This is a genomic window from Streptomyces sp. NPDC051567 (assembly GCF_044454165.1).
Lineage (GTDB): Bacteria > Actinomycetota > Actinomycetes > Streptomycetales > Streptomycetaceae > Streptomyces.
This window is the reverse complement of record NZ_JBITDK010000028.1, coordinates 52,066-72,418: the sequence shown is the minus strand read 5'-3', so window position 1 is coordinate 72,418 and position 20,353 is coordinate 52,066. Positions and strand designations below refer to the sequence as shown.

The following is a 20,353-nucleotide window of genomic DNA, read 5'->3' as shown; positions in this document are numbered from 1 at the left end:
TCGGCGGGGCACCGGCGGGCGGTCGGGGTGTTCGGTGAGGGGTACGAGGCGCGGTTGCCGGTCCTCGCCGCCCCGGCCCCGGCCCCGGCATCGGTTTCGGCTCTGACCGGGGTGTTGGGTGGGGGTGCCGGGTGAGTGCGGTCAAGGCGGTGTGGCTGCCGGGGTGGGTGCCGGAATCAGGGGTCCAGCTGTGTGAGGCCGGGGTGGACTTCGATGCGGTGCGGGTGGAGGGCCGTGCGGGTGGGGAGGTGGTGGCGGTGCTGCGCCGTCTGACGGCTGACGCCCCCGGTCCGGTGCTGTCGGAGTACGGCGGGCGCTGGTTCTACTTCCTCGTGGCGCCCAGGACCGCGCAGCGGCTGAGCTGGCCGAAGTGGGTGTCGCTCTGTGTCGCGCGGGAGGGCGAGACCACTTACGTCGGGGTGCCCGCTCCGTCCGGTGCCACGGGGTCGCTCCAGTGGCTCACCCCGCCCACGCCGGAACGCCCGTACGTGTGCGCGTACCTGCTGGAACGGGTCGTGAAGGAGACCGGCCACGAGGCCGCCGACCTCCCGTGACCTCCCGTGACCTTCCATGATCTCCCGCTCCTGCCGGGCCGGCCCACGGAGCCCCCGGCAGGAGCGGGACACAACCCCCGCCCCAGCGAGGCGGGTTCGTGTGTACCCGAGAGGAGGGGCTGAGGTGTCTCAGGAGTACCCCAAGGACTACACGGACTACATCGAGAAGAAGAAAAACGAGAAGCCGCCGAAGCACGCCAAGCCCAAGGATGAAAAAGGCGGAAAGGACGGCAAAGGTGGCAAGCACAGGAAGTAGCCTGCCTCGCACGTCACCCCCGCACGTCACCCCCGCACGTCACCCGCGAGGCACCGGAGGTAGCTCGTGCTCGACATCGGTGAAGCCCTGGCACAGGACCAGTTGGCGGATTACCGGGACGCACACGCGGCCCGTGAACGTGGCGAGACCTCTCCCCGCCTCGCGTGGGGAGCGGCGGTGAGCCTGCTGATCATCGCGAGCGCGGTGGGCGCGCTCCTCGCGCAGGGCCTGTTCACGTAGCGAGGAAGCAGGGAAGCAGGGAAGCAGGGAAGTGCCGGACGTGTCCCGGGCGCGGTGCTGTCGCGCGCGCGGGGCGTGTCCGCGTCCGGCGGTCGTACCGGTGCTCACCGGCCCCCGCCCCGGCGTACCGTGGGCAGCCCCAGCGCCGAGGAGGAGCCGTGCGGGAAGAGTGGATCGACCCCCAACAGGCGGACGTGGTCGAGTACTTCACGGCCGCCGTCCAGGAGGCGGCCAGCAGGCGGGGTATCCGGCCCTGCGGCACGTGTCACGGCATCGGCCAGGTCGTCATGGTCAGCCACGTGACCAAGGAGCCGTTCAAGGAGCCGTTCAAGGTCGCCTGTTCGAGCTGCGGCTTGTAGATCTCTCTCCCCCCCCCGAGCGGGCCCCGAGCGCGCGATCCGCACCCGGGGCCCGGCCCCCCCCGTCAGCGGGTGGCGTTCAGGACCGAGGCGACGATGGGGCCCGCCGCGTCGCCGCCGTGGCCGCCGCCCTCGACCATCGACGCCGCGGCCAGGTCGCCGCTGTAGGCCGTGAACCAGCTGTCGGGGGCCGTCGCGCCGTCGACCTCCGCCGAGCCGGTCTTCGCCCCCTTGTCGGAGCCGCCGACCGCCGCCATCGCCGTACGGCCCGTGCCGCTGACCGCCGTCTGCTTCATCATCCGTACGAGCTGCGCCGCCACCCCCGGCTTCATCGGCCGGGTGGCCCGCGCGAGCTGGCGTCCGTCCAGCGAGGCCTTGACGACCACCGGCTGACGGAAGACCCCGGTCCGGGCGGTCGCCGTCACCGAGGCGATGTTCAGCGGGTTCATCTGGATCCGGCCCTGGCCGATGTACTCGGCGGCGGCTGCCGCGCCCGAGGACTCGGGCACCCGGCCGTCGAAGGTGGGGATGCCCGCCTTCCACTGCGTGCCGATGCCGAAGACCTCGCGGGCCTCCTTCGGCAGCGCCGCGTTGTCGTCCACCGGCTTGATCTGCTTGATGAAGGCGGTGTTGCAGGACCGGGCGAAGCTCGTCGCGAAGGTCTCCTCGTCCAGCGTGAAACCGTTCAGGTTCTGGAAGGTACGGCCGTCCCACGAGACGGTCGCCGGGCACGGCGTGACCTTGTCGGCGGCGACCAGGCCCCGGTCCAGCAGCATCGCCGCCGTCACGATCTTCATCGTGGAGCCGGGCGCGCGCCCGCCGAGGACGGCCGCGTTGTAGCCGTCCTTGCGGTGGTTGGCGATGGCCAGGACGTGGCCGGTGCTCGGCTGGACGGCTACCACCGACGCCTCGGCGTACTTGGCCACCGCCTTCTCCGCCGCGTCCTGGACCTCCGCGTCGAGCACGGTCTCGATCCGGCCCGGCTTCCCCTCCACCAGCGTCAGCAGGCTCCGCCGGGGTGCGTCCTGGCCGGCCGGCTCGATCCACAGCTCGGCGCCCGCGACACCGCCCGCCTTCTCCCCGTACGCCTTGCGCAGCGCGTCCAGCACCGGCCGCAGCGACGGGTGGCGCTCGGCCGTCAGCTCCTTGCCGTCCCGGTCGACGGCCGTGACCGGCGGGCTCGCCGGGGTGCCCGCGCGCAGCCGCTCGTCCTTCTGGAGCTGCGGGTGGAGCACCGAGGGCTGCCAGTCGACGAGCGGCTTCCCGCTGTTCTCCCCGCGCACCACGGTCAGCCGGGACGCGTAGGCGAACGGCTTGGTGGCGCCCTCGTAGCTGACCTCGGCGGCGACCGTGAACGGCACCGTGGTCCCCTCCGGCGCGCCGGGGGTGATCACGGCCTTGGCGACGTACGCCCGTGTCCCGTAGTCGGCCACCGCGGCCTGCGCCGCCTGCGCGTTGTTCGTCAGGTCGGCCGCCGCCCGCTCGTCCCCGGCCGCCCACGCGGCGAGGAACGCCTTGGCGGTCCTGTCGGTCTCCTCCGCGGTGACGGGCCCGCTGCCCTTCTCCGTCCGGACGGAGGCGCCGCCCCCGCCGCCGCTCCCGCCCGCCCCGCTCTCCCCGACGAGCGTGTACACCCCGTACCCGGCTCCGCCGACCATCGCGAGGAACACCCCTCCGATGACGGCGCCCTTGGCTGCCCCGCTCATGCGCGTCCCCTCATGTGCGTCCCCTCCCCAGGAGCGACTCTTCTCCGAACACGCTACCGCTGTCTGAACGTGTTCAAAGAACTTCCGGTCCGGACCTTACGCCGGACGGGACGCGGGCGCACACGGTCGTTACCGGACCGGACCGGACCGGACCGGACCGGACCGGACCGGACTGGACCGGACCGGACTGGACCGGACCGGACCGGACCGGACCTGACCGGAACACGGGCCCGGACGGGAACACAGTCACGGGCCGCCCGGACAGGCCTCCGGCCACCACCCAGGGTCTGTTCCCTCCCGGCGTTCCGTGGCGGGATTAGGGCGTGTATTGAGTCGTGATCGGTTTGCCGGTTCTGCCCTCGCTGCGAGGGCGGGTCCGGTAGTCCGGTACGCATGACGCGTGTGCAACTGACGGACGAAGAGTGGGGGTTCGTCGAGCCGTACCTGCCGATCGGTGAGTACGGGCCGTATCCCGGGCGGCTTCGGGAGCAGTTCGAGGGTGTGATCTGGAAGTTCCGTACGGGAGCGCAGTGGCGGGAGATGCCTGGCCGTTTCGGTGCCTGGTCCACCGTGCACAACAGGTTCAGGCAGTGGCGGGACGCCGGGGTCTTCGAGGCGCTGCTGGAGGGTGTGACAGCCGAGGCGGCTGGGCGGGGCAGGGTGGACATGTCGCTGGTCAGCGTGGATTCCACTACGGTCCGCGCGCACCATGACGCGGCCGGAATGCGCCTGGAGGAGGATGTTCTGGACGCTCTGGGAAAGGCCGCCGTCGAGACGGAGAGGGCCCGGCAAAAAGGGGCGGCGCGGCGGAACAAGACGGACACGGTGACGCCGCTGATCCCGGCCGGGCCGAACGGCGGCGCGTCCGGCGGCGGCGCAAGCTCCGTCTGAAAACCGCCCTGCTCGGGCGCTCACGAGGCGGACAGACCAGCAAGGTCCACCTGGCTGCCGACCGCAGGTGTCGGCCCCTGGCCGTGATCCTGACCGCAGGGCAGGCCGCGGACAGCCCGCAGTTCATCCCCGTCCTGAAGAAGGTACGGGTCCGCGGGCCCGCCGGCCGTCCCCGCACCCGGCCCGGCGCGGTCGGCGGGGACAAGGCCTACTCGTCCCGCGGCAACCGCGCCTACCTGCGTAAACGCAACATCAAGGCAGTCATCCCGGAAAAGAAGGACCAGGCCGCCAATCGGAAGAACAAAGGCCGCGGGGGCGGCCGGCCGGTCACCCACGACGCCGACCTCTACAAAGAGCGGAACACCGTCGAGCGCCTGATCAACAAGCTGAAGGCCTGGCGAGGCATCGCCACCCGATACGACAAAACGCCCGAGAGCTACCTCGCAGGCCTCCACCTTCGCGCCGCCATGATCTGGATCAAGGACCTGACCCGGACCCGACCTTGATCATGACTCAATACGCGCACTAAGCGCTGTCCTGCAATCCCCGGTGGATCAGCGCGCGGCGTCAGATGCGACTGTGTTCGCCGCGCTCACTTCGTCTCGGCTCTTGCCTTGATCCTTCGGATGCTGAGCGCATCGCAAGGCGGAGGGACATCCCGATACTGGGCGTATCGGGATGTCCCGACAGCTCGACCTCCAAGCGCCTCGAAGAGGAGCCGAAACGAAGCGAGTGCGGTGCGGCGAGGTGTCGTAGGAGTGAGGGCCTCAACACATACCAGTGCGTCGAGGCCCTCACTGTAGATCAGATCTGAGTCAGTTCAGCTGAGGAATGAATCTCAAGCACGTCGAGTAGCCCCGAGTGCTGCGATCGTATGTCCGTCTGGTCTCACCGCGATGAGTACCAACGCCTTCCCTTCATCACAGCTCCAGCTGGATTTAGGAATGCATTGATACCACTGGGAACTTTCAACCATCTCTGCAAGATCACAGATTCCTCTACCGGGAGCAGCCCCTACGAATCCACGAATCGACTCCCATACAGACAGCCTTCCGTAAGCTCCGTACTGCTGCGAGGCGGCCAGTGCGAACAACAGCCGTAGCGCAACCTCGGGAGAAATCAGAAAAGGATCACCCTGACTCCGCCTCACGTAGGGGAGACTCAAGCCCTTTATCGCACCTGATATATTCTCGCGCCCGACGAATCGACTCGCCTTGAAAATATCTGCTGAAATTTTTCCGAATGTTTCGGCAGCAGTTTCACCAAGGAGTTTCTTGATGGATTCTTCTGCCGACGGATCATGCAGCTTCACCAAAGTGCATCCACTGAAAGATGGCTGTTGGTAAATCCGCTCACCAGATGGCGCATCGGAAAGATAGACAGGCTTTTTGAAGAGTACCTCGACAGGCAGTCGCCGCAGCGGCAGATCCCCTAGCGGGTGATCCTGACGAGCCAGCAAATCACCGAACTCCAGGATTTCCGAGAACCCTTCAACCCTCACACCCTCCAGCACCAGCTCATGCAGCAGGCATGCCTTTAGCTCATGCGTGTGACTCGGTACGGTAGCTCGACCGAACAGCCCAGCCACAAGGTCACCTGCGTTCTGATGACGTGCCAATGCAGCAGCCAGGAATCGAACCTCGGCAGGTTCGGCAGATTCCAGTAGCGACAGGACTTGCGCAATTGCATCAAGCCCAGGGATCGTAGCCAGTCTTTCCCGAGCAAAACTTATTTCAGTCGAACATTCCTCACCCCTCTCTCGAAGGGTGAATTCATGGGCAAGCATGCCAATACTTACCACATCTCCAGCTTCAGCCCACTGATGAATCTGCTCGAAATGATCAGGCTGCCCACTTGCCATTATCTTCACCAATCCTTACAAGCATTCAGCTACAACCTTGCGCGGGAAGGCAGTCAATAGCTTACCAGTCTTCGGATCGGCTACCACCTTGAGGAGTTTCTCACCTGTCGTTCCCACTTCCCTGCCCATTGGAATAATGAATGATTCCGGGCTATTTGCACTGTCGTACTGCATCGCCAGATGGCGCCGCCCCCACGCTTCATCTACCAGGGCGAGAACCTCCGCTTGGTCTGTAATATTGAATACGGAGTGTTTCCGCTTTTCAGGGTTCTCCTTCGTGTGCTCCATCACATGCCGAATCCTGTGACCTTGATCGCTGCCAGGACCGTACTTCAGCCCCTTAGGTGACTGGAACAATCCCGGCGAAATTTCCTTGAAACCCACAGGACAGCTGGAAGCGCTGCGAACAACGACGCTGCGGAGTGCTGAGCTTCGATACCCTGTGGCACACAGGACGAACTTCTCGCTCTTGCCAAAAAGTTTACCGAAGTAATCTTTGGCCTTTCCTGCGTAATTAAAGCCCTTAATCACCTTCCCTGCCGGAGTCGCCATGAGAAAAGCCAGTGCACACTTGGCGACACCTGGGTCATCGATACATTCCATGACGTCGGTGATTCCGAGGATGTCACCAAGAAGGTCTCCGAACTGCTTTCCAGCTGATGTCCAACTAAGGGCTGTCCCGTAACTGCTGGTCACGGTTGAGATGATCTTGCTGTGGCTGGTGTGATCACGGCGTCTGAGCCGTCCTGGACAGCCCCGTTCACCGGGCTGAGCCCGCGCTGTTTCGGGAAGCTGGTGACCGTGCTGCGGCGCGAGGGTGCGGATGCGGTCCGCAAGGGCCGGCCGTGGAGCCTTCCGCTGGAGGAGCGGGCCCTGCTGGTGGCGGTGTACTGGCGCACGAACTTGACGATGCGCCAGCTCGCCCCGCTGTTCGGGGTGTCCAAGTCGGCCGCGGACCGCATCATCGACCACCTCGGGCCGATGCTCGCGCTCCAGCCCCGCAAGCGCTTCGCCAAGGACGCCGTGCTCATCGTGGACGGCACCCTGGTCCCCACCCGCGACCACACCGTCGCCGCGCGGTCCAAGAACTACCGGTACTCCACCAACCACCAGGCCGTCATCGACGCCGACACCCGCCTGGTCGTCGCGGTCGGCCGGCCGCTCGCCGGAAACCGCAACGACTGCAAGGCCTGGGAGGAATCCGGCGCCAGAGCCGCCGTCGGAAAGACACTCACCATCGCCGACGGCGGCTACCCGGGCACCGGACCCGTCATGCCCCACCGACGGCGCAAAGGCGAAGACCTGCCCGAGTGGAAGCAGGCGCACAACAAGTCCCACAAGCAGGTCCGCGCCCGCGTCGAACACGTCTTCGCCCGCATGAAGACCTGGAAGATCCTCCGCGACTGCCGCCTCAAAGGCGACGGCGTCCACCACGCCATGCTCGGCATCGCCCGCATGCACAACCTCGCCCTCGGCGGATAGATCAGCGGATCACACTGCGGCCAGCCATGCCCGAGACGACTCGTAGCTCATTTACGGGACAGCCCTTAGGGGTGCTCACGTTCGCACGGATCACGCGTGTCGGTGCCGTCATGCGCGAGGACCTCGAAGGGACCGTCTGATGTCCGGCGAGGGAGACGAGACCCACGAGATCCACGTGCGTCTCGACCACCTCCTCGCAGAACGGGACATGACACTGGCGGAGCTCGCCGTCCGCGTGGGCGTGACCAACGTCAACCTGTCCATCCTCAAGAACAATCGGGCGAAGGCGATCCGCTTCACGACCCTCATGAGCATCTGCCGCGTGCTGGAGTGCCAACCAGGCGACCTGCTCACCTACCGTCCGGTCGCCAGCCGATCCAAGCCCGGATGAAGCCGACGTCGAGCCGCACGAGAGACAACCAGGCACCCACCCCACCCGCAGAAATCAGGGAGCTGTAAATGATCGGAATGATGGACACCGGAATGAAGATCATGGCCGTGATCGCCGTCGTGGTAGTGATCGGCCTGGTTGTTGTCACCAGCAGGTGGCTGAAGCGACGCTGAAACCCGCCACAAGAAACCACGAAGGGCCCGGACATCACTGCCGGGCCCTTCGCCTCGCGTGACTACACCCAGGTGTCCAGCCACATCCGGGCGCGCCAGGAGTCCATCGGGAGGGTGCCGCCCGTGTAGACCGGCCAGAAATAGATGAAGTTCCACAGGATCAGCAGCACCAGCACACCCGCGCCGATCGCCCCGAACATCCGCCGCCGCTCCGTCGAACCCGCCGGGCCCAGCAGCGCCCCGATCGTCATCGCCACCGCCAGACACAGGTACGGGACGAAGACCACCGCGTAGAAGTAGAAGATCGTCCGCTCCTGGTAGTTGAACCAGGGCAGCAGGCCCGCGCCCAGCGCGCACGCGATCGCGCCCGCCCGCCAGTCACGGCGGAAGAACCACCGCCACAGCACGTACAGCAGCGCGAAGCACCCCGCCCACCACAGCATCGGGGTCCCCAGGGCCAGCACCTCACGGGCGCACTTGCCCGCCTCCGTCGCCGGGCAGCCGTCGCTGCCGGGCTCGGGGGACTCGTAGAAGAAGGAGACGGGACGGCCCAGGACCAGCCAGCTCCACGGGTTCGACTCGTAGGTGTGCCCCGAGGTCAGACCCACGTGGAACTTGTAGACCTCGGTCTCGTAGTGCCACAGGCTCCGCACCCACTCCGGCAGGAACGACAGCGAGCTGCCCTGGTCGTGCCGGGCCGCCCAGTCGCGGAAGTAGCCGCCCTTGCCGTTGTCCGGGCTCACGATCCAGCCCGTCCAGGAGGCCACGTACACCACCACGGCGACCGGGACCGTGGAGAGGAACGCGGGCACCGCGTCCCGCCGCAGCATCGCCGCGTACGGGCCGCCCGCGCCCGCGGTGCGGCGCGCGGCGGCGTCCCACAGCACGGTCAGGACACCGAAGAAGGCCAGCACCACGAAGCCGTTCCACTTCGTGCCCGCCGCCAGCCCCAGGCAGACCCCGGCCAGCACCCGGTACGGGCGCAGCCCCAGCCCCAGCCGTTCGGCGGTCCGCAGGTCCGGCCGCAGCCGGCCCTCGTCGTCCACCGGGAGCGCCGCCGCGAGCCGGGCCCGCGCCCGGTCCCGGTCGATGAGCAGCGCCCCGAAGGCGGCCAGCACGAAGAACATCAGCACCAGGTCGAGCAGGGCGGTGCGGCTCATCACCAGGTGCAGGCCGTCCACCGCGAGCAGCGCGCCCGCCAGACAGCCGAGGAAGGTGGAGCGCAGCAGCCGCCGCCCGATCCGGCAGAGCATCAGCACCGAGAGGGTGCCGAGCACGGCCGTCATGAACCGCCAGCCGAAGGGGGTCAGGCCGAACATCCACTCGCCGAGCCCGATCACCCACTTCCCGACGGGCGGGTGCACCACGTACCCCGGGTCCAGGGGCAGCGCGACCCCGTGCGGATTGGCGAGGATCGACTTGTCGATGTCCTTGGGCCAGCTCGCCTCGTACCCCCGCTGGACGGTGGCCCAGGCGTCCTTGGCGTAGTACGTCTCGTCGAATATCACCGCCTTCGGGCTCCCCAGGTGCACGAACCGCAGCACCCCGGCGACCAGCGCCACCAGCAGCGGCCCCACCCAGGCCAGGACCCGCTCCCAGGTCCCCACCGCCGAGGCCGGCACGCCCAGGGACCGCCACAGCCGTACGGACGGCCGGGCGTACGGGGGCACCAGGCGGGCGCGCAGATCCCCGCCCGCCCCGCCTGCCCCGGCGGGTGGGGCGTAGCCGAAGCCGCGCAGGCGGCGCAGCCAGGCGGAGGACTCTTCTTCGCGCCCCGCCGAGGGGGCGGGCGGGGCCCCCGCGGGGCTGGGCGGCGGCGTCGCGGTACTGGTCACCCGGGTCATGGTAGGGAACCGATCCCCACCCGCACCGGCACCGGGGTCCGCCCGCGTGGGTGCCGGGACCGTCCCGCACCGGCGCCGGGGTCCGCCCGCATGGGTGCCGGGGCCGTCCCGTGCGCGGGACTGAGAGGATGGACGGGTGACAACTGACCGGCCCCGCGCCACCGAACCCGTCCCCGCGACCACCGGCCAGGCCGGTGTCCTCGTCCTCGCCGGCACCCCCATCGGCGACCTCGCGGACGCCCCGCCCCGGCTCGCGACGGAGCTGGAACGGGCCGACGTGATCGCCGCCGAGGACACCCGGCGGCTGCGCCGCCTCACCCAGGGACTCGGCGTCCACACCACCGGGCGCGTCCTGTCGTACTTCGAGGGCAACGAGTCCGCCCGCACCCCGGAACTCGTCGAGGCCCTGGCCGGCGGCGCCCGCGTCCTGCTGGTCACCGACGCGGGCATGCCCTCCGTCTCCGACCCCGGCTACCGGCTCGTCGCCGCCGCCGTGGAGAAGGACATCAAGGTCACCGCCGTCCCCGGCCCCTCCGCCGTCCTCACCGCGCTCGCCCTCTCCGGGCTGCCCGTCGACCGGTTCTGCTTCGAGGGGTTCCTGCCGCGCAAGGCGGGCGAACGCCTCGGCCGCCTGCGCGAGGTCGAGGCCGAGCGGCGCACGCTCGTCTACTTCGAGGCCCCGCACCGGCTCGACGACACCCTGGCCGCCATGGCCGAGGTCTTCGGCGCCGACCGCCGCGCCGCCGTCTGCCGCGAGCTGACCAAGACGTACGAGGAGGTCAAGCGCGGCGGGCTCGGCGCGCTGGCCGCCTGGGCCGCCGAAGGCGTGCGCGGGGAGATCACCGTCGTCGTCGAGGGCGCCGCCCCGCCCCGGCCCGGCGAGGTGGACGCGGAGGAACTGGTACGCAGGGTGCGGGTGCGGGAGGAGGCGGGGGAGCGGCGCAAGGAGGCCATCGCCGCGGTCGCCGCCGAGGCCGCCCTGCCCAAGCGCGAGGTCTTCGACGCGGTCGTCGCGGCAAAGAACGCGACACAGAAGATGCCGCCGGTCGGTAAAGAGCTAGCCTGAAAGGCAAAGCCCAGACCGCGCACCGGGCATCTTCGGACATGACTCGCCCATAGTCCGCCCAACACTGGGCAGGGCCTGATGCGCTCCCGCCCGCCGAGGCGTCCACTGGCAATGGCACCAGTGGAACAAGAGGAGCTGGCATGAGTGACATCGCAGACACCCCGGTACCCGTACCCGTCGTCGCCGTACCCTCGGCCGTCTTCACCCCCGTCCTGCACACCGTCCACGAGGCGTACTCGTTCGCGTGCATGAGGTGCGGGTACGGCTGGGAGCAGGCGTACGAGATAGAGCACCACGTCGACGGCAACGGCCACCCGTTCATCGTCTACACGGCGAACGGGGAGCGGGTTCCCTCGCCCCTGTCGCACCCGACCTGCCTGAACTGCGGCGGGCACGTGGTGCGCATCATGCGGGCGGGCCAGGTCTCCTCGGTGCAGCACACGCTCGACCAGCTCTACCACCACCCCGTCGCCCCCGGGATCGCCGGACCGGTGCCGTCGGGGGCGGACACGCCCCGCCGCCACAGGGAGCCGAAGCCGCCCCGGCCGCGCAAGGCGTCCCGGATGCACGACGCCCCCGGGCCGGTGGCCATCGACCCGCAGGAGGAACACCGGGGGCCGCTGGCACGACTGCGCTCCTGGCTGCGCGGCCCGGCCGCCTGACCGGAAGGCCCCGGGCCGCAGCCGCCCGTACCCCGGGCCGGAGCCCCGGAGCCCCGGAGCCCCGGAGCCTGCGGCCGGGACGCGAGCGGCGGTCACGGTCCGGTCGGGCCCGCACAGGGGACCGGCCCGGCCGGGACCGTGACCGCCGGTGACCGTCCCGCTGATGCCCGTCCCGGCCGGTGTCCGGACCGCCGGTCGCAGGGTCGCCGCTCGTACGGCCCCGCCGCTCGCAGGGGCGCCGGTCATAGGATCGACCGCATGAGCACCGCCGCCTCCGCCGCCTCCACCTCCAGCAGGGACTCCTCCGCCAAGGACACCCCGCCCCCGCCGCCCGCACCGCTGCGGGTCGCGGTGGCCGACTCGCACACCCACCTGGACATGCAGTCCGGCACCGTCGAGGAGGCCCTGCGCAAGGCCGCGTCGGTCGGTGTGACCACCGTCGTCCAGGTGGGCTGCGACGTGAAGGGCTCCCGCTGGGCCGCCGGGACCGCCGCCGCGTACGACAACGTCCACGCGGCCGTCGCCCTGCACCCGAACGAGGCCCCCCGCATCGTCCACGGCGATCCCGACGGCTGGAGCCGGCAGGGGGCGCGGCCCGGCGGTGGCGAGGCGGCGCTGGACGAGGCCCTGGCCGAGATCGAGGCCCTCGCGGCCCTCCCGCACGTCAAGGCCGTCGGCGAGACCGGCCTCGACCACTTCCGTACCGGGCCGGAGGGCATGGCCGCCCAGGAACGTTCCTTCCGCGCGCACATCGAGATCGCCAAGCGCCAGGGCAAGGCCCTCGTCATCCACGACCGCGAGGCCCACGCGGACGTCCTGCGCGTCCTGCGCGAGGAGGGCGCGCCCGAACGCACCGTCTTCCACTGCTACTCCGGCGACGCCGACATGGCCCGCGAGTGCGCCGCCGCCGGGTACTACCTGTCCTTCGCCGGGACCGTCACCTTCAAGAACGCGGCCCCGCTGCGCGAGGCCCTCGCCGTGACCCCGCTGGACCGGGTCCTCGTCGAGACGGACGCCCCCTTCCTGACCCCCGCCCCGTACCGGGGGCGGCCCAACGCGCCGTACCTCATCCCGCTGACCGTCCGGGCCATGGCGGCCGTCCGGGGCCTGCACGAGGACGCCATGGCGACGGCCCTGGCCGCGAACACCGCCCGCGCCTTCGCCTACTGAACCCTCACCCCTCACCCCTCACCCCGCACCCCGCGCCCCGCGCCTCCCGGACCGCGCCCGGCTCGTCCGGTCCGGGACCGGGGCCCGCCTCCGCCACCGCCTCCGGCGGCCTCCACCCGTTCGACGTCACCACCTGGCAGGACCCCGGCGGGAGCGGACGCCCGCAGGACGCGGCGGGCCCGGAACAGGGCTACCGGGCGAAGAAGCTCCCCGCGCAGCGGGGGGCGACCCCGTGGCCCCCCTGCGGCCGTAGGCTTTACCGGTGAGCACCGCAGAGCAGCAGCCCCACGCGACCCCCCAGAGCCCTTCCGACGCCCTCCTCGGCCCGGCCGACATCCGGGAACTGGCCGCCGTCCTCGGCGTGCGCCCGACGAAGCAGAAGGGCCAGAACTTCGTCATCGACGCCAACACGGTCCGCCGCATCGTCCGCACCGCCGAGGTGCGCCCCGACGACGTGGTCGTCGAGGTCGGTCCGGGGCTCGGCTCGCTGACCCTGGCCCTGCTGGAGGCCGCCGACCGGGTCACCGCCGTCGAGATCGACGACGTGCTGGCCGCCGCGCTGCCCGCCACCATCGCCGCCCGCATGCCCGCGCGCGCCGACCGCTTCACCCTCGTCCACTCCGACGCGATGCTCGTCACCGAACTGCCCGGCCCGGCGCCCACCGCGCTCGTCGCCAACCTCCCGTACAACGTGGCCGTCCCGGTCCTGCTGACCATGCTCGGCCGCTTCCCGACCATCGAGCGCACCCTCGTCATGGTCCAGGCCGAGGTCGCCGACCGCCTCGCCGCCCGCCCCGGCAACAAGGTCTACGGAGTCCCCTCCGTCAAGGCCAACTGGTACGCCGACGTCAAGCGGGCCGGCTCCATCGGCCGCAACGTCTTCTGGCCCGCGCCCAACGTCGACTCCGGCCTCGTCTCGCTGGTGCGCCGCGCCGAGCCGGTGCGGACGACCGCCTCCCGGAAGGAGGTCTTCGCCGTCGTGGACGCGGCCTTCGCGCAGCGCCGCAAGACCCTGCGCGCCGCCCTGTCCGGCTGGGCCGGATCGGCCGCGGGCGCCGAGGCGGCGCTGACCGCCGCCGGGGTCTCCCCGCAGGCCCGCGGGGAGTCCCTCACCGTCGAGGAGTTCGCCGCGATCGCCGAGCACAAGCCCCAGCCGGAAAGGCCCGCGCTGTGAATCCCACCCGCGCTGTGAACCCCACCGGAGCCGTCACCGGAGCCCCCACCGCCCCCGGGCCGGGCGCCCCGGCCCCCACCGCCCCCGGCCGGGCCCCGGTGACCGTACGCGTCCCCGCCAAGGTCAACGTCCAGCTCGCCGTGGGCGCCGCCCGCCCCGACGGCTTCCACGACCTGGCCAACGTCTTCCTCGCCGTCTCCCTGTACGACGAGGTCACCGCGAGCGCCGCTCCCGGCCTGACCGTCACCTGCGCGGGCCCGGACGCGGACCAGGTCCCCCTGGACCGCACCAACCTCGCCGCCCGCGCCGCCGAGATCCTCGCCGCCCGGAGCGGCCTCACCCCCGACGTCCACCTCCACATCGCCAAGAACATCCCCGTCGCCGGCGGCATGGCGGGCGGCAGCGCGGACGGCGCGGCGGCCCTCCTGGCCTGCGACGCCCTGTGGGGCCTGAAGACCCCGCGCGCCGAACTCCTCGACATCTGCGCCGTCCTCGGCAGCGACGTCCCCTTCAGCCTCCTCGGCGGAGCCGCCCTGGGCACCGGCCGCGGCGAGGTCCTGACCCCCGTCCCCGCCGGGACCTTCCACTGGGTCTTCGCCGTCGCCGAGGACGGCCTGTCCACCCCGGCCGTCTTCCGCGAGTTCGACCGCCTCGCCGCCGAGGACGGCCGGACCGTCCCCGAACCCCAGGCCTCGCCCGGACTCCTGGCCGCCCTCGCCTCCGGCGACCCCGACCGGCTCGCCGGAGCCCTCGCCAACGACCTCCAGCCCGCCGCGCTCTCGCTCCGCCCCCACCTGGCGCGGACCCTGGCGGCCGGCACCGGGGCCGGAGCGCTGGCCGCCCTGGTCTCCGGCTCGGGCCCCACCACCGCCTTCCTCGTCCGCGACGCCCGCGCCGCCGCCGAGGTCGCCGCCGCCCTGGAAGCCTCCGCGACCTGCCGCACCACCCGCACGGCCACCAGCCCGGCCCCCGGCGCCACGGTCCTGCCGGGCTGACCGGAACCCGGGCCCGGACCGTTAGGCTGAGGGGCTGATCCCCACCCCTTCCCTGGAGCGCGTCTGATGGCCGTCAATCTGGTCAATGTCGAGGCAGTCAGCAAGGTGTACGGCACACGTACCCTGCTCGACGGCATCTCCCTCGGCGTGTCCGAGGGGGACCGGATCGGCGTCGTCGGCCGCAACGGCGACGGGAAGACCACCCTCATCCGGATGCTCGCCAAACTGGAGGAACCCGACACCGGCCGGGTCACCCAGTCCGGCGGCCTGCGCATGGGAGTCCTCACCCAGCACGACTCCCTCGACCCCACCGCCACCATCCGGCACGAGATCATCCGGGACATGGCCGACCACGAGTGGGCCGGAAACGCCAAGATCCGTGACGTCCTGACCGGACTCTTCGGCGGCCTCGACCTCCCCGGCTTCGGCCAGGGCCTCGACACCGTCATCGGCCCCCTCTCCGGCGGCGAGCGCCGCCGCATCGCCCTCGCCCAGCTCCTCATCGCCGACCAGGACCTCCTCGTCCTCGACGAACCCACCAACCACCTCGACGTCGAAGGCATCTCCTGGCTGGCCGGACACCTCCAGGAACGCCGCTCCGCACTCGTCTGCGTCACCCACGACCGCTGGTTCCTCGACCAGGTCTGCACCCGCATGTGGGACGTCCAGCGCGGCGACGTCCACGAGTACGAGGGCGGCTACAGCGACTACGTCTTCGCCCGCGCCGAACGCGACCGCATCGCCGCCACCGAGGAGTCCAAGCGGCAGAACCTGATGCGCAAGGAACTGGCCTGGCTGCGGCGCGGCGCCCCCGCCCGCACCTCCAAGCCGCGCTACCGCATCGAAGCCGCCAACGAACTCATCGCCGACGTGCCCCCGCCGCGCGACCGCTCCGCACTGATGCGCTTCGCCAACGCCCGCCTCGGCAAGACCGTCTTCGACCTGGAGGACGTCACCGTCCAGGCCGGCCCCAAGACCCTCCTCAAACACCTCACCTGGCACCTCGGCCCCGGCGACCGCATCGGCCTCGTCGGTGTCAACGGCGCGGGCAAGACCTCCCTGCTCCGCGCCCTCGCCGACGCCGCCCGCACCCAGGGCGAGACCCAGCCCGCCGCGGGCACCGTCACCGTCGGCCGGACCGTCAAGCTCGCCTACCTCTCCCAGGAGGTCGGCGAACTCGACCCCTCCCTGCGGGTCCTGGAAGCCGTGCAGCGCGTCCGCGACCGCGTCGACCTCGGCCAGGGCCGCGAGTTGACCGCGGGCCAGCTCTGCGAGCAGTTCGGCTTCACCAAGGAGAAGCAGTGGACGCCGGTCGGCGACCTCTCCGGCGGCGAGCGCCGCCGCCTGCAGATCCTGCGCCTGCTCATGGACGAACCCAACGTCCTCTTCCTCGACGAGCCCACCAACGACCTCGACATCGAGACCCTCACCCAGCTGGAGGACCTCCTCGACGGCTGGCCCGGCTCGATGATCGTCATCTCCCACGACCGGTTCTTCATCGAGCGCACCACCGACACCGTGATGGCCCTCCTGGGCGACGCCAGCCTGCGCATGCTCCCGCGCGGCCTGGACGAGTACCTGGAACGCCGCCGCAGGATGACCGAGGCCGCCGCCCCCGCCCCGGCCCCCGCCGCCGCGAAGACCACGGCCTCGGGCGACTCCCGCGCCGCGAAGAAGGAACTCCAGAAGATCGAGCGCCAGCTCAACAAGGTCTCCGACCGCGAGAGCAGCCTGCACGCGCAGATCGCCGACAACTCCACCGACTACGACAAGGTCGCCAAGCTCGACGCCGAACTGCGCGCCCTCCTCACCGAGCGCGACGAGCTGGAGATGCGCTGGCTGGAACTGGCCGAGGAGGCGTAACCGCCCCGCCCCGGACCGTACGGGAACCGGCCACGGCACGGGCCGGTCCGCCCCTGGGAACAGGGACGGACCGGCCCGTACCCGTCTCCCGGCCGGTGCCGCGACGGCCAGTGATAGAAAAGAGCATCCTCAGGCCCCCGCTACCGAAGGCACGCGCTGATGACCGAGCAGCCCCCGCCGCCGAACCAGCCGCCCGCGCCCCCCGGTTACGGACACCTGCCCGCCCCGCCGCCCGCCGCCCCCGGCCCCCCGCAGGGCCCGAACCCCTACGCCCTGCCCTTCCCCGACCCGGCCCCCGACCCGGTCCGCGACCTGCGGCAGCCCGGCCACGGCTTCCCGCCCCTGCCCCTGGTCCCGCCGCTCCCGCCCGCCCCCGCGGTAACCGCCCCGGGCGGGCGGCCGGGCGGGCGACGGCCCGCCCTGATCGCCGCCGCGACCGCCGCCGCGCTCCTGGCCGCCGCCACCGGCGCCCACGCCCTCCTGGCCGACGCCGACGCCGCCGCCCGGCCCCCGCAGGCCCGGAGCACCCCGCCCGCCACCCCCACACCCTCCGGCCCCGACGACGGCCCCGACGACGGCAACGGCGGCGCGGCCCCCGCCGAGAACCTCGACTCCGGCCGCACACCGGGCGAGGACAGGGCCCTGTGGTCCCGGACCAGCAGGATCGACGGACCCGGCGCCGGCGTCGGCGCCCGAGGCCAGTGGATCGTCGGCGACACCCTCGTCAAAGCCGTCCACACCACCCTCACCGGCTACGCCACCGCCGACGGCACCCAGAAATGGACGCTCTCCCTCCCCACCGCGATCTGTGCCGTCACCGACCGCACCACCCCCGACGGCAAGACCGTCGTCCTCCACCGCGAAAGCGGCTCCGAGACGGCGGGCTGCAACCAGCTGCGCATGATCGACCTCAAGGCGGGCCGCGCGGGCTGGTCCGAAGAAGTCCCCAGGGAAGGCGTCTTCGACCTCTTCACCACCGCCGGCCTCACCCTCACCGCCGACACCGTGGCCGTCAACCGCCTCGGCGCCGCCAGCGCCTTCAAGGTCTCCACCGGCGAGAAACTCTTCACCTCCCTGCGCCCCGAAGGCTGCCGACCCGACACCTACGCCGCAGGCCAGGGCCGCATGATCGCCGTCGCCACCTGCCAGGACCCCGACCGCACCGTCGAGATCCAGGACACCGACCCCCTCACCGGCCGCACCACCTGGAGCCACCGGCTCCCCAAGGGCTTCACCGTCACCCAGGTCCACTCCCTCGACCCGCTCGTCCTCGACCTCACCGACAAGGCCGACAGGAAACGCGCCGTCGTCGTCCTGGGCCCCGACGGGACACAGCGCGCCACCCTCACCGCCGACGGCGACTTCACCGTCGGCTGCACCGACACCCTCGACCCCTCCCTCCAGGACTGCACCGCCGCCGCCACCGACGCCACCACGCTCTACCTGCCCACCGTGACCCGCCCCGGCACCGCCAACGAGATCGTCGCCCTCGACCTCACCACCGGCCGCACCCGCTGGCGCGCCCCGGCCGGCGACGGGCGCACCCTCACCCCGCTCAAGACCGCCGACGGCCGCCTCCTCGCCCACCGCGAAGCCGCCGACGGCCAGGGCGGCGAACTCCTCGCCTTCCCCGCCGCGGGCGGCCCGCCCACCACCCTCCTGCGCCTCCCGTCCGGGCCCGCGGCCCTCGCCGAGGCCGCCCTGACCCGCCCCGAGGCCGACTACGCCGACGGCCGCCTCTTCCTCTCCACCACCCGGCTGCGCGCCCGGGGCGAGGACGAGCGGCTCCTGATGGCCTTCGGCAAGTAGGACCGGCAAGTAGGACCGGCAAACAGACCGGCCGGCGGGCCCGCAGACACGGGCCCGCGGACACCCCGCCGGGTGAACCGGCCGGCAGAACGAGTCCACCGAGCGCCCGCCGGGCGCCCACCGAGAGGCACCGCGTACCCGATGAGCACCCCGCCGCCCCCGCACCAGCCCCCGCCCGGCGGTTTCGGCACCACCCCGTCCCCCTACGGGTCCCCGCCGTCGGCCGACCCGCCCGCCCCGCCCGGTTTCGGCCCCCTCCAGGACCCGCCCCCCGGCGGCTTCGGAGCCCCGCCGCCCTACGGCCCGCCCACCACACCCCTCCACGGCCCCCCGGCCGCACCCCCGCCCGGCGGCAGCGCCCGTACCCAGCTGGCGATCGTCGGCGCCGCCCTGCTGGCCGTCGTCCTCATCATCGGCACCGGCCTCTGGTACGTCTCGGACCAGGACACCGCCGCCGCCCGCCCCACCGCCGACGGCGCCCCCACCACCCCCGACGGCGACAGGCCCCAGGGCCCCGGCGGCGACGAGAAGGCCCCGGCCGACCCCCGGTCCCGGAAACTGGCCGACGTCCCGCTCCCGCAGCCCGAGGAACTCGTCTCCGTCAGGGGCTCCTGGCTCACCGCCTCCGCCTACGTCAAGTCCGACGTCGCCAGGATCGTCGGATACGGCCTCGCCGACGGGGCCAGGAAGTGGGAGCTGCCCCTCCCCGCCCAGATCTGCGGCGCCACCGCCCACATCAGCGACAACAGGACGGCCGTCCTCCTCCACGACGCGCTCCCCACGGCGGGCCGGAAGTACCCCCGCTGCACCAAGGTCGCCGTCATCGACCTCACCACCGGAAAACTCGTGTGGTCCGCCACCGCCCGGTCCGCCACCGGCGGAGACACCGACATCACCTTCACCGAGGTCACCCTCAGCGGCCGGACCGTCGCCGCGGGCGGCCTCTCCGGCGGCGCCGCCTGGGACCTCGCCGACGGCACCCCCCGCTGGCAGCCCAAGGTCGACGCCGAAGGCTGCCGCGACACCGGCTACGCGGGCGGCGAGACCCTCGCCGTCCTGCGCACCTGCGGCCAGAGCTCCCGCCCCACCCTCTACGCCCAGGTCCTCGACCCGGTCACCGGCGCGCCCGTCTCCTCGTACAAGCTCTCCCAGGGCATCGAACGCGCCGGGATCATCTCCACCGAGCCGCTGGTCGTCGCCGCCAACGTCGGCGGCACCGCGAAGAACGCCACCAACGTCAGCGACCTCTTCGTCGTCGACGACACCGGCGCCCTCAAGGCCCGCATCCCGCTCGCCTCGGGCAACTACGCGCCCAAGTGCCCGGCCACCGAGGTCGAGCAGTGCGTCAACATGGTCGTCGGCAACGGCAAGGTCTACCTGCCCTCGTACGAGCACCAGGGCAAGAACCCCGTCGGCCGCACCAACGAACTCCTCTCCTTCGACCTGAACACCGGCAAACAGACCACCGACCGCGCCGACGCGGGCGAGGGGTACACCCTCTACCCGCTGCGCATGGACGGGCCGGACATCATCGCCTACAAGGTCGCCCCCTACGACAAGGGCGGCCAGGTCGTCAGGATCGACGGCACGACGATGAAGGAGACCCTCCTCATGGAGAACCCGGCACGGCAGGAGAGCCGCCGCGCCGAGGCCGCCTTCGCCCCGGAACGCTCCGAGTACCGCTACCACGACGGCAGGCTCTTCATCGCCCGCACCGGGGCCCGCAAGCCGTACTCGGACACCGGCGACCCGGAGTACCTCTTCGTCTCCTTCACCACCCACCGCTGACCGCCGCCACCACCGCTGACCGCCCCCGCACCCCGCCCCCGCACCCCCGGCAGGTCCGCCCGTCCGGAG

At 71.4% G+C, this 20,353-nt stretch carries 18 protein-coding genes and 1 pseudogene; 15 read left to right on the top strand and 4 right to left on the bottom strand.

Annotated elements, in window-relative coordinates:
* Positions 1–131 precede the first annotated feature (131 nt).
* The 4 genes from ACIA5F_RS25305 (at position 132) to ACIA5F_RS25290 (ending at position 1,409) form a co-directional block, all read left to right on the top strand.
* Positions 132–554, top strand: a complete 423-nt coding sequence (locus ACIA5F_RS25305; protein WP_399356683.1) for a hypothetical protein — start codon at positions 132–134, stop codon at positions 552–554.
* Between the two features lie 124 nt (positions 555–678).
* Positions 679–810 carry a hypothetical protein gene (locus ACIA5F_RS25300; protein WP_399356681.1) on the top strand — a complete coding sequence of 44 codons (132 nt, stop codon included), beginning with the start codon at positions 679–681 and terminating at the stop codon, positions 808–810.
* A gap of 66 nt (positions 811–876) precedes the next feature.
* Positions 877–1,050 carry a hypothetical protein gene (locus ACIA5F_RS25295; protein ID WP_399356679.1) on the top strand — a complete coding sequence of 58 codons (174 nt, stop codon included), beginning with the start codon at positions 877–879 and terminating at the stop codon, positions 1,048–1,050.
* Positions 1,051–1,208: 158 nt separating this feature from the next.
* Positions 1,209–1,409: a hypothetical protein gene (locus ACIA5F_RS25290; protein WP_399356677.1), complete on the top strand. Its 201-nt coding sequence runs from the start codon at positions 1,209–1,211 to the stop codon at positions 1,407–1,409.
* 65 nt (positions 1,410–1,474) lie between these two features.
* Here the strand turns inward: ACIA5F_RS25290 and ACIA5F_RS25285 are convergent, their stop codons facing one another.
* Positions 1,475–3,115 (bottom strand): penicillin-binding transpeptidase domain-containing protein, encoded by a 1,641-nt coding sequence (locus tag ACIA5F_RS25285; RefSeq protein ID WP_399356675.1) that lies wholly within the window; start codon positions 3,113–3,115, stop codon positions 1,475–1,477.
* A 393-nt stretch (positions 3,116–3,508) separates the two neighbouring features.
* Here ACIA5F_RS25285 and ACIA5F_RS25280 point away from each other — a divergent pair.
* Positions 3,509–4,512 (top strand): annotated as a pseudogene (locus ACIA5F_RS25280) (IS5 family transposase).
* 332 nt (positions 4,513–4,844) lie between these two features.
* Here the strand turns inward: ACIA5F_RS25280 and ACIA5F_RS25275 are convergent.
* Both ACIA5F_RS25275 and ACIA5F_RS25270 read right to left on the bottom strand, forming a co-directional pair.
* A complete protein-coding gene (locus tag ACIA5F_RS25275) occupies positions 4,845–5,867 on the bottom strand; it encodes a DUF6183 family protein (RefSeq protein ID WP_399356732.1) in 1,023 nt (340 codons plus the stop codon).
* A gap of 15 nt (positions 5,868–5,882) precedes the next feature.
* Positions 5,883–6,563 carry a hypothetical protein gene (locus ACIA5F_RS25270; protein WP_399356673.1) on the bottom strand — a complete coding sequence of 227 codons (681 nt, stop codon included), beginning with the start codon at positions 6,561–6,563 and terminating at the stop codon, positions 5,883–5,885.
* A gap of 18 nt (positions 6,564–6,581) precedes the next feature.
* Here ACIA5F_RS25270 and ACIA5F_RS25265 point away from each other — a divergent pair, with 18 nt between their 5' ends.
* The gene (locus tag ACIA5F_RS25265; RefSeq protein WP_399356671.1) at positions 6,582–7,349 is read left to right on the top strand and encodes a transposase; all 768 of its coding nucleotides are present in this window, start codon (positions 6,582–6,584) and stop codon (positions 7,347–7,349) included.
* 139 nt (positions 7,350–7,488) lie between these two features.
* Entirely contained in the window at positions 7,489–7,740 is a 252-nt protein-coding gene (locus ACIA5F_RS25260) for a helix-turn-helix domain-containing protein (protein WP_399356669.1), read from the top strand.
* Between the two features lie 235 nt (positions 7,741–7,975).
* Here ACIA5F_RS25260 and ACIA5F_RS25255 read toward each other — a convergent pair whose 3' ends face one another.
* Positions 7,976–9,748, bottom strand: a complete 1,773-nt coding sequence (locus tag ACIA5F_RS25255) for a dolichyl-phosphate-mannose--protein mannosyltransferase (protein ID WP_399356667.1) — start codon at positions 9,746–9,748, stop codon at positions 7,976–7,978.
* Between the two features lie 145 nt (positions 9,749–9,893).
* On the opposite strand from ACIA5F_RS25255, the gene rsmI reads away from it, so the two are divergent.
* The 8 genes from rsmI (at position 9,894) to ACIA5F_RS25215 (ending at position 20,284) form a co-directional block, all read left to right on the top strand.
* Positions 9,894–10,823, top strand: a complete 930-nt coding sequence (gene rsmI, locus ACIA5F_RS25250; RefSeq protein WP_399356665.1) for a 16S rRNA (cytidine(1402)-2'-O)-methyltransferase — start codon at positions 9,894–9,896, stop codon at positions 10,821–10,823.
* A gap of 248 nt (positions 10,824–11,071) precedes the next feature.
* A complete protein-coding gene (locus ACIA5F_RS25245) occupies positions 11,072–11,485 on the top strand; it encodes a hypothetical protein (protein WP_399356730.1) in 414 nt (137 codons plus the stop codon).
* A 258-nt stretch (positions 11,486–11,743) separates the two neighbouring features.
* Positions 11,744–12,655 (top strand): TatD family hydrolase, encoded by a 912-nt coding sequence (locus ACIA5F_RS25240; RefSeq protein WP_399356663.1) that lies wholly within the window; start codon positions 11,744–11,746, stop codon positions 12,653–12,655.
* 262 nt (positions 12,656–12,917) lie between these two features.
* Positions 12,918–13,829 carry a 16S rRNA (adenine(1518)-N(6)/adenine(1519)-N(6))-dimethyltransferase RsmA gene (rsmA, locus tag ACIA5F_RS25235; RefSeq protein WP_399356661.1) on the top strand — a complete coding sequence of 304 codons (912 nt, stop codon included), beginning with the start codon at positions 12,918–12,920 and terminating at the stop codon, positions 13,827–13,829.
* Positions 13,830–13,927: 98 nt separating this feature from the next.
* Positions 13,928–14,824, top strand: coding sequence for a 4-(cytidine 5'-diphospho)-2-C-methyl-D-erythritol kinase (locus ACIA5F_RS25230; RefSeq protein WP_399356728.1), 897 nt, complete (start codon positions 13,928–13,930; stop codon positions 14,822–14,824).
* 66 nt (positions 14,825–14,890) lie between these two features.
* On the top strand, positions 14,891–16,687 hold the full coding sequence (locus ACIA5F_RS25225; RefSeq protein ID WP_399356659.1) for an ABC-F family ATP-binding cassette domain-containing protein: 1,797 nt from the start codon (positions 14,891–14,893) through the stop codon (positions 16,685–16,687).
* A 159-nt stretch (positions 16,688–16,846) separates the two neighbouring features.
* Positions 16,847–18,496, top strand: a complete 1,650-nt coding sequence (locus tag ACIA5F_RS25220) for a PQQ-binding-like beta-propeller repeat protein (RefSeq protein WP_399356657.1) — start codon at positions 16,847–16,849, stop codon at positions 18,494–18,496.
* A gap of 141 nt (positions 18,497–18,637) precedes the next feature.
* Positions 18,638–20,284, top strand: coding sequence for a PQQ-binding-like beta-propeller repeat protein (locus tag ACIA5F_RS25215; RefSeq protein ID WP_399356655.1), 1,647 nt, complete (start codon positions 18,638–18,640; stop codon positions 20,282–20,284).
* Positions 20,285–20,353: the final 69 nt, after the last annotated feature.

Bases quoted from the DNA above. Each gene is read 5' to 3' on its own strand.
- ACIA5F_RS25285 (WP_399356675.1), bottom strand. From the start codon at position 3,115: ATGAGCGGGGCAGCCAAGGGCGCCGTCATCGGAGGGGTGTTCCTCGCG.
- ACIA5F_RS25275 (WP_399356732.1), bottom strand. From the start codon at position 5,867: ATGGCAAGTGGGCAGCCTGATCATTTCGAGCAGATTCATCAGTGGGCT.
- ACIA5F_RS25260 (WP_399356669.1), top strand. From the start codon at position 7,489: ATGTCCGGCGAGGGAGACGAGACCCACGAGATCCACGTGCGTCTCGAC.
- ACIA5F_RS25245 (WP_399356730.1), top strand. From the start codon at position 11,072: ATGAGGTGCGGGTACGGCTGGGAGCAGGCGTACGAGATAGAGCACCAC.
- ACIA5F_RS25240 (WP_399356663.1), top strand. From the start codon at position 11,744: ATGAGCACCGCCGCCTCCGCCGCCTCCACCTCCAGCAGGGACTCCTCC.
- ACIA5F_RS25225 (WP_399356659.1), top strand. From the start codon at position 14,891: ATGGCCGTCAATCTGGTCAATGTCGAGGCAGTCAGCAAGGTGTACGGC.
- ACIA5F_RS25220 (WP_399356657.1), top strand. From the start codon at position 16,847: ATGACCGAGCAGCCCCCGCCGCCGAACCAGCCGCCCGCGCCCCCCGGT.
- ACIA5F_RS25215 (WP_399356655.1), top strand. From the start codon at position 18,638: ATGAGCACCCCGCCGCCCCCGCACCAGCCCCCGCCCGGCGGTTTCGGC.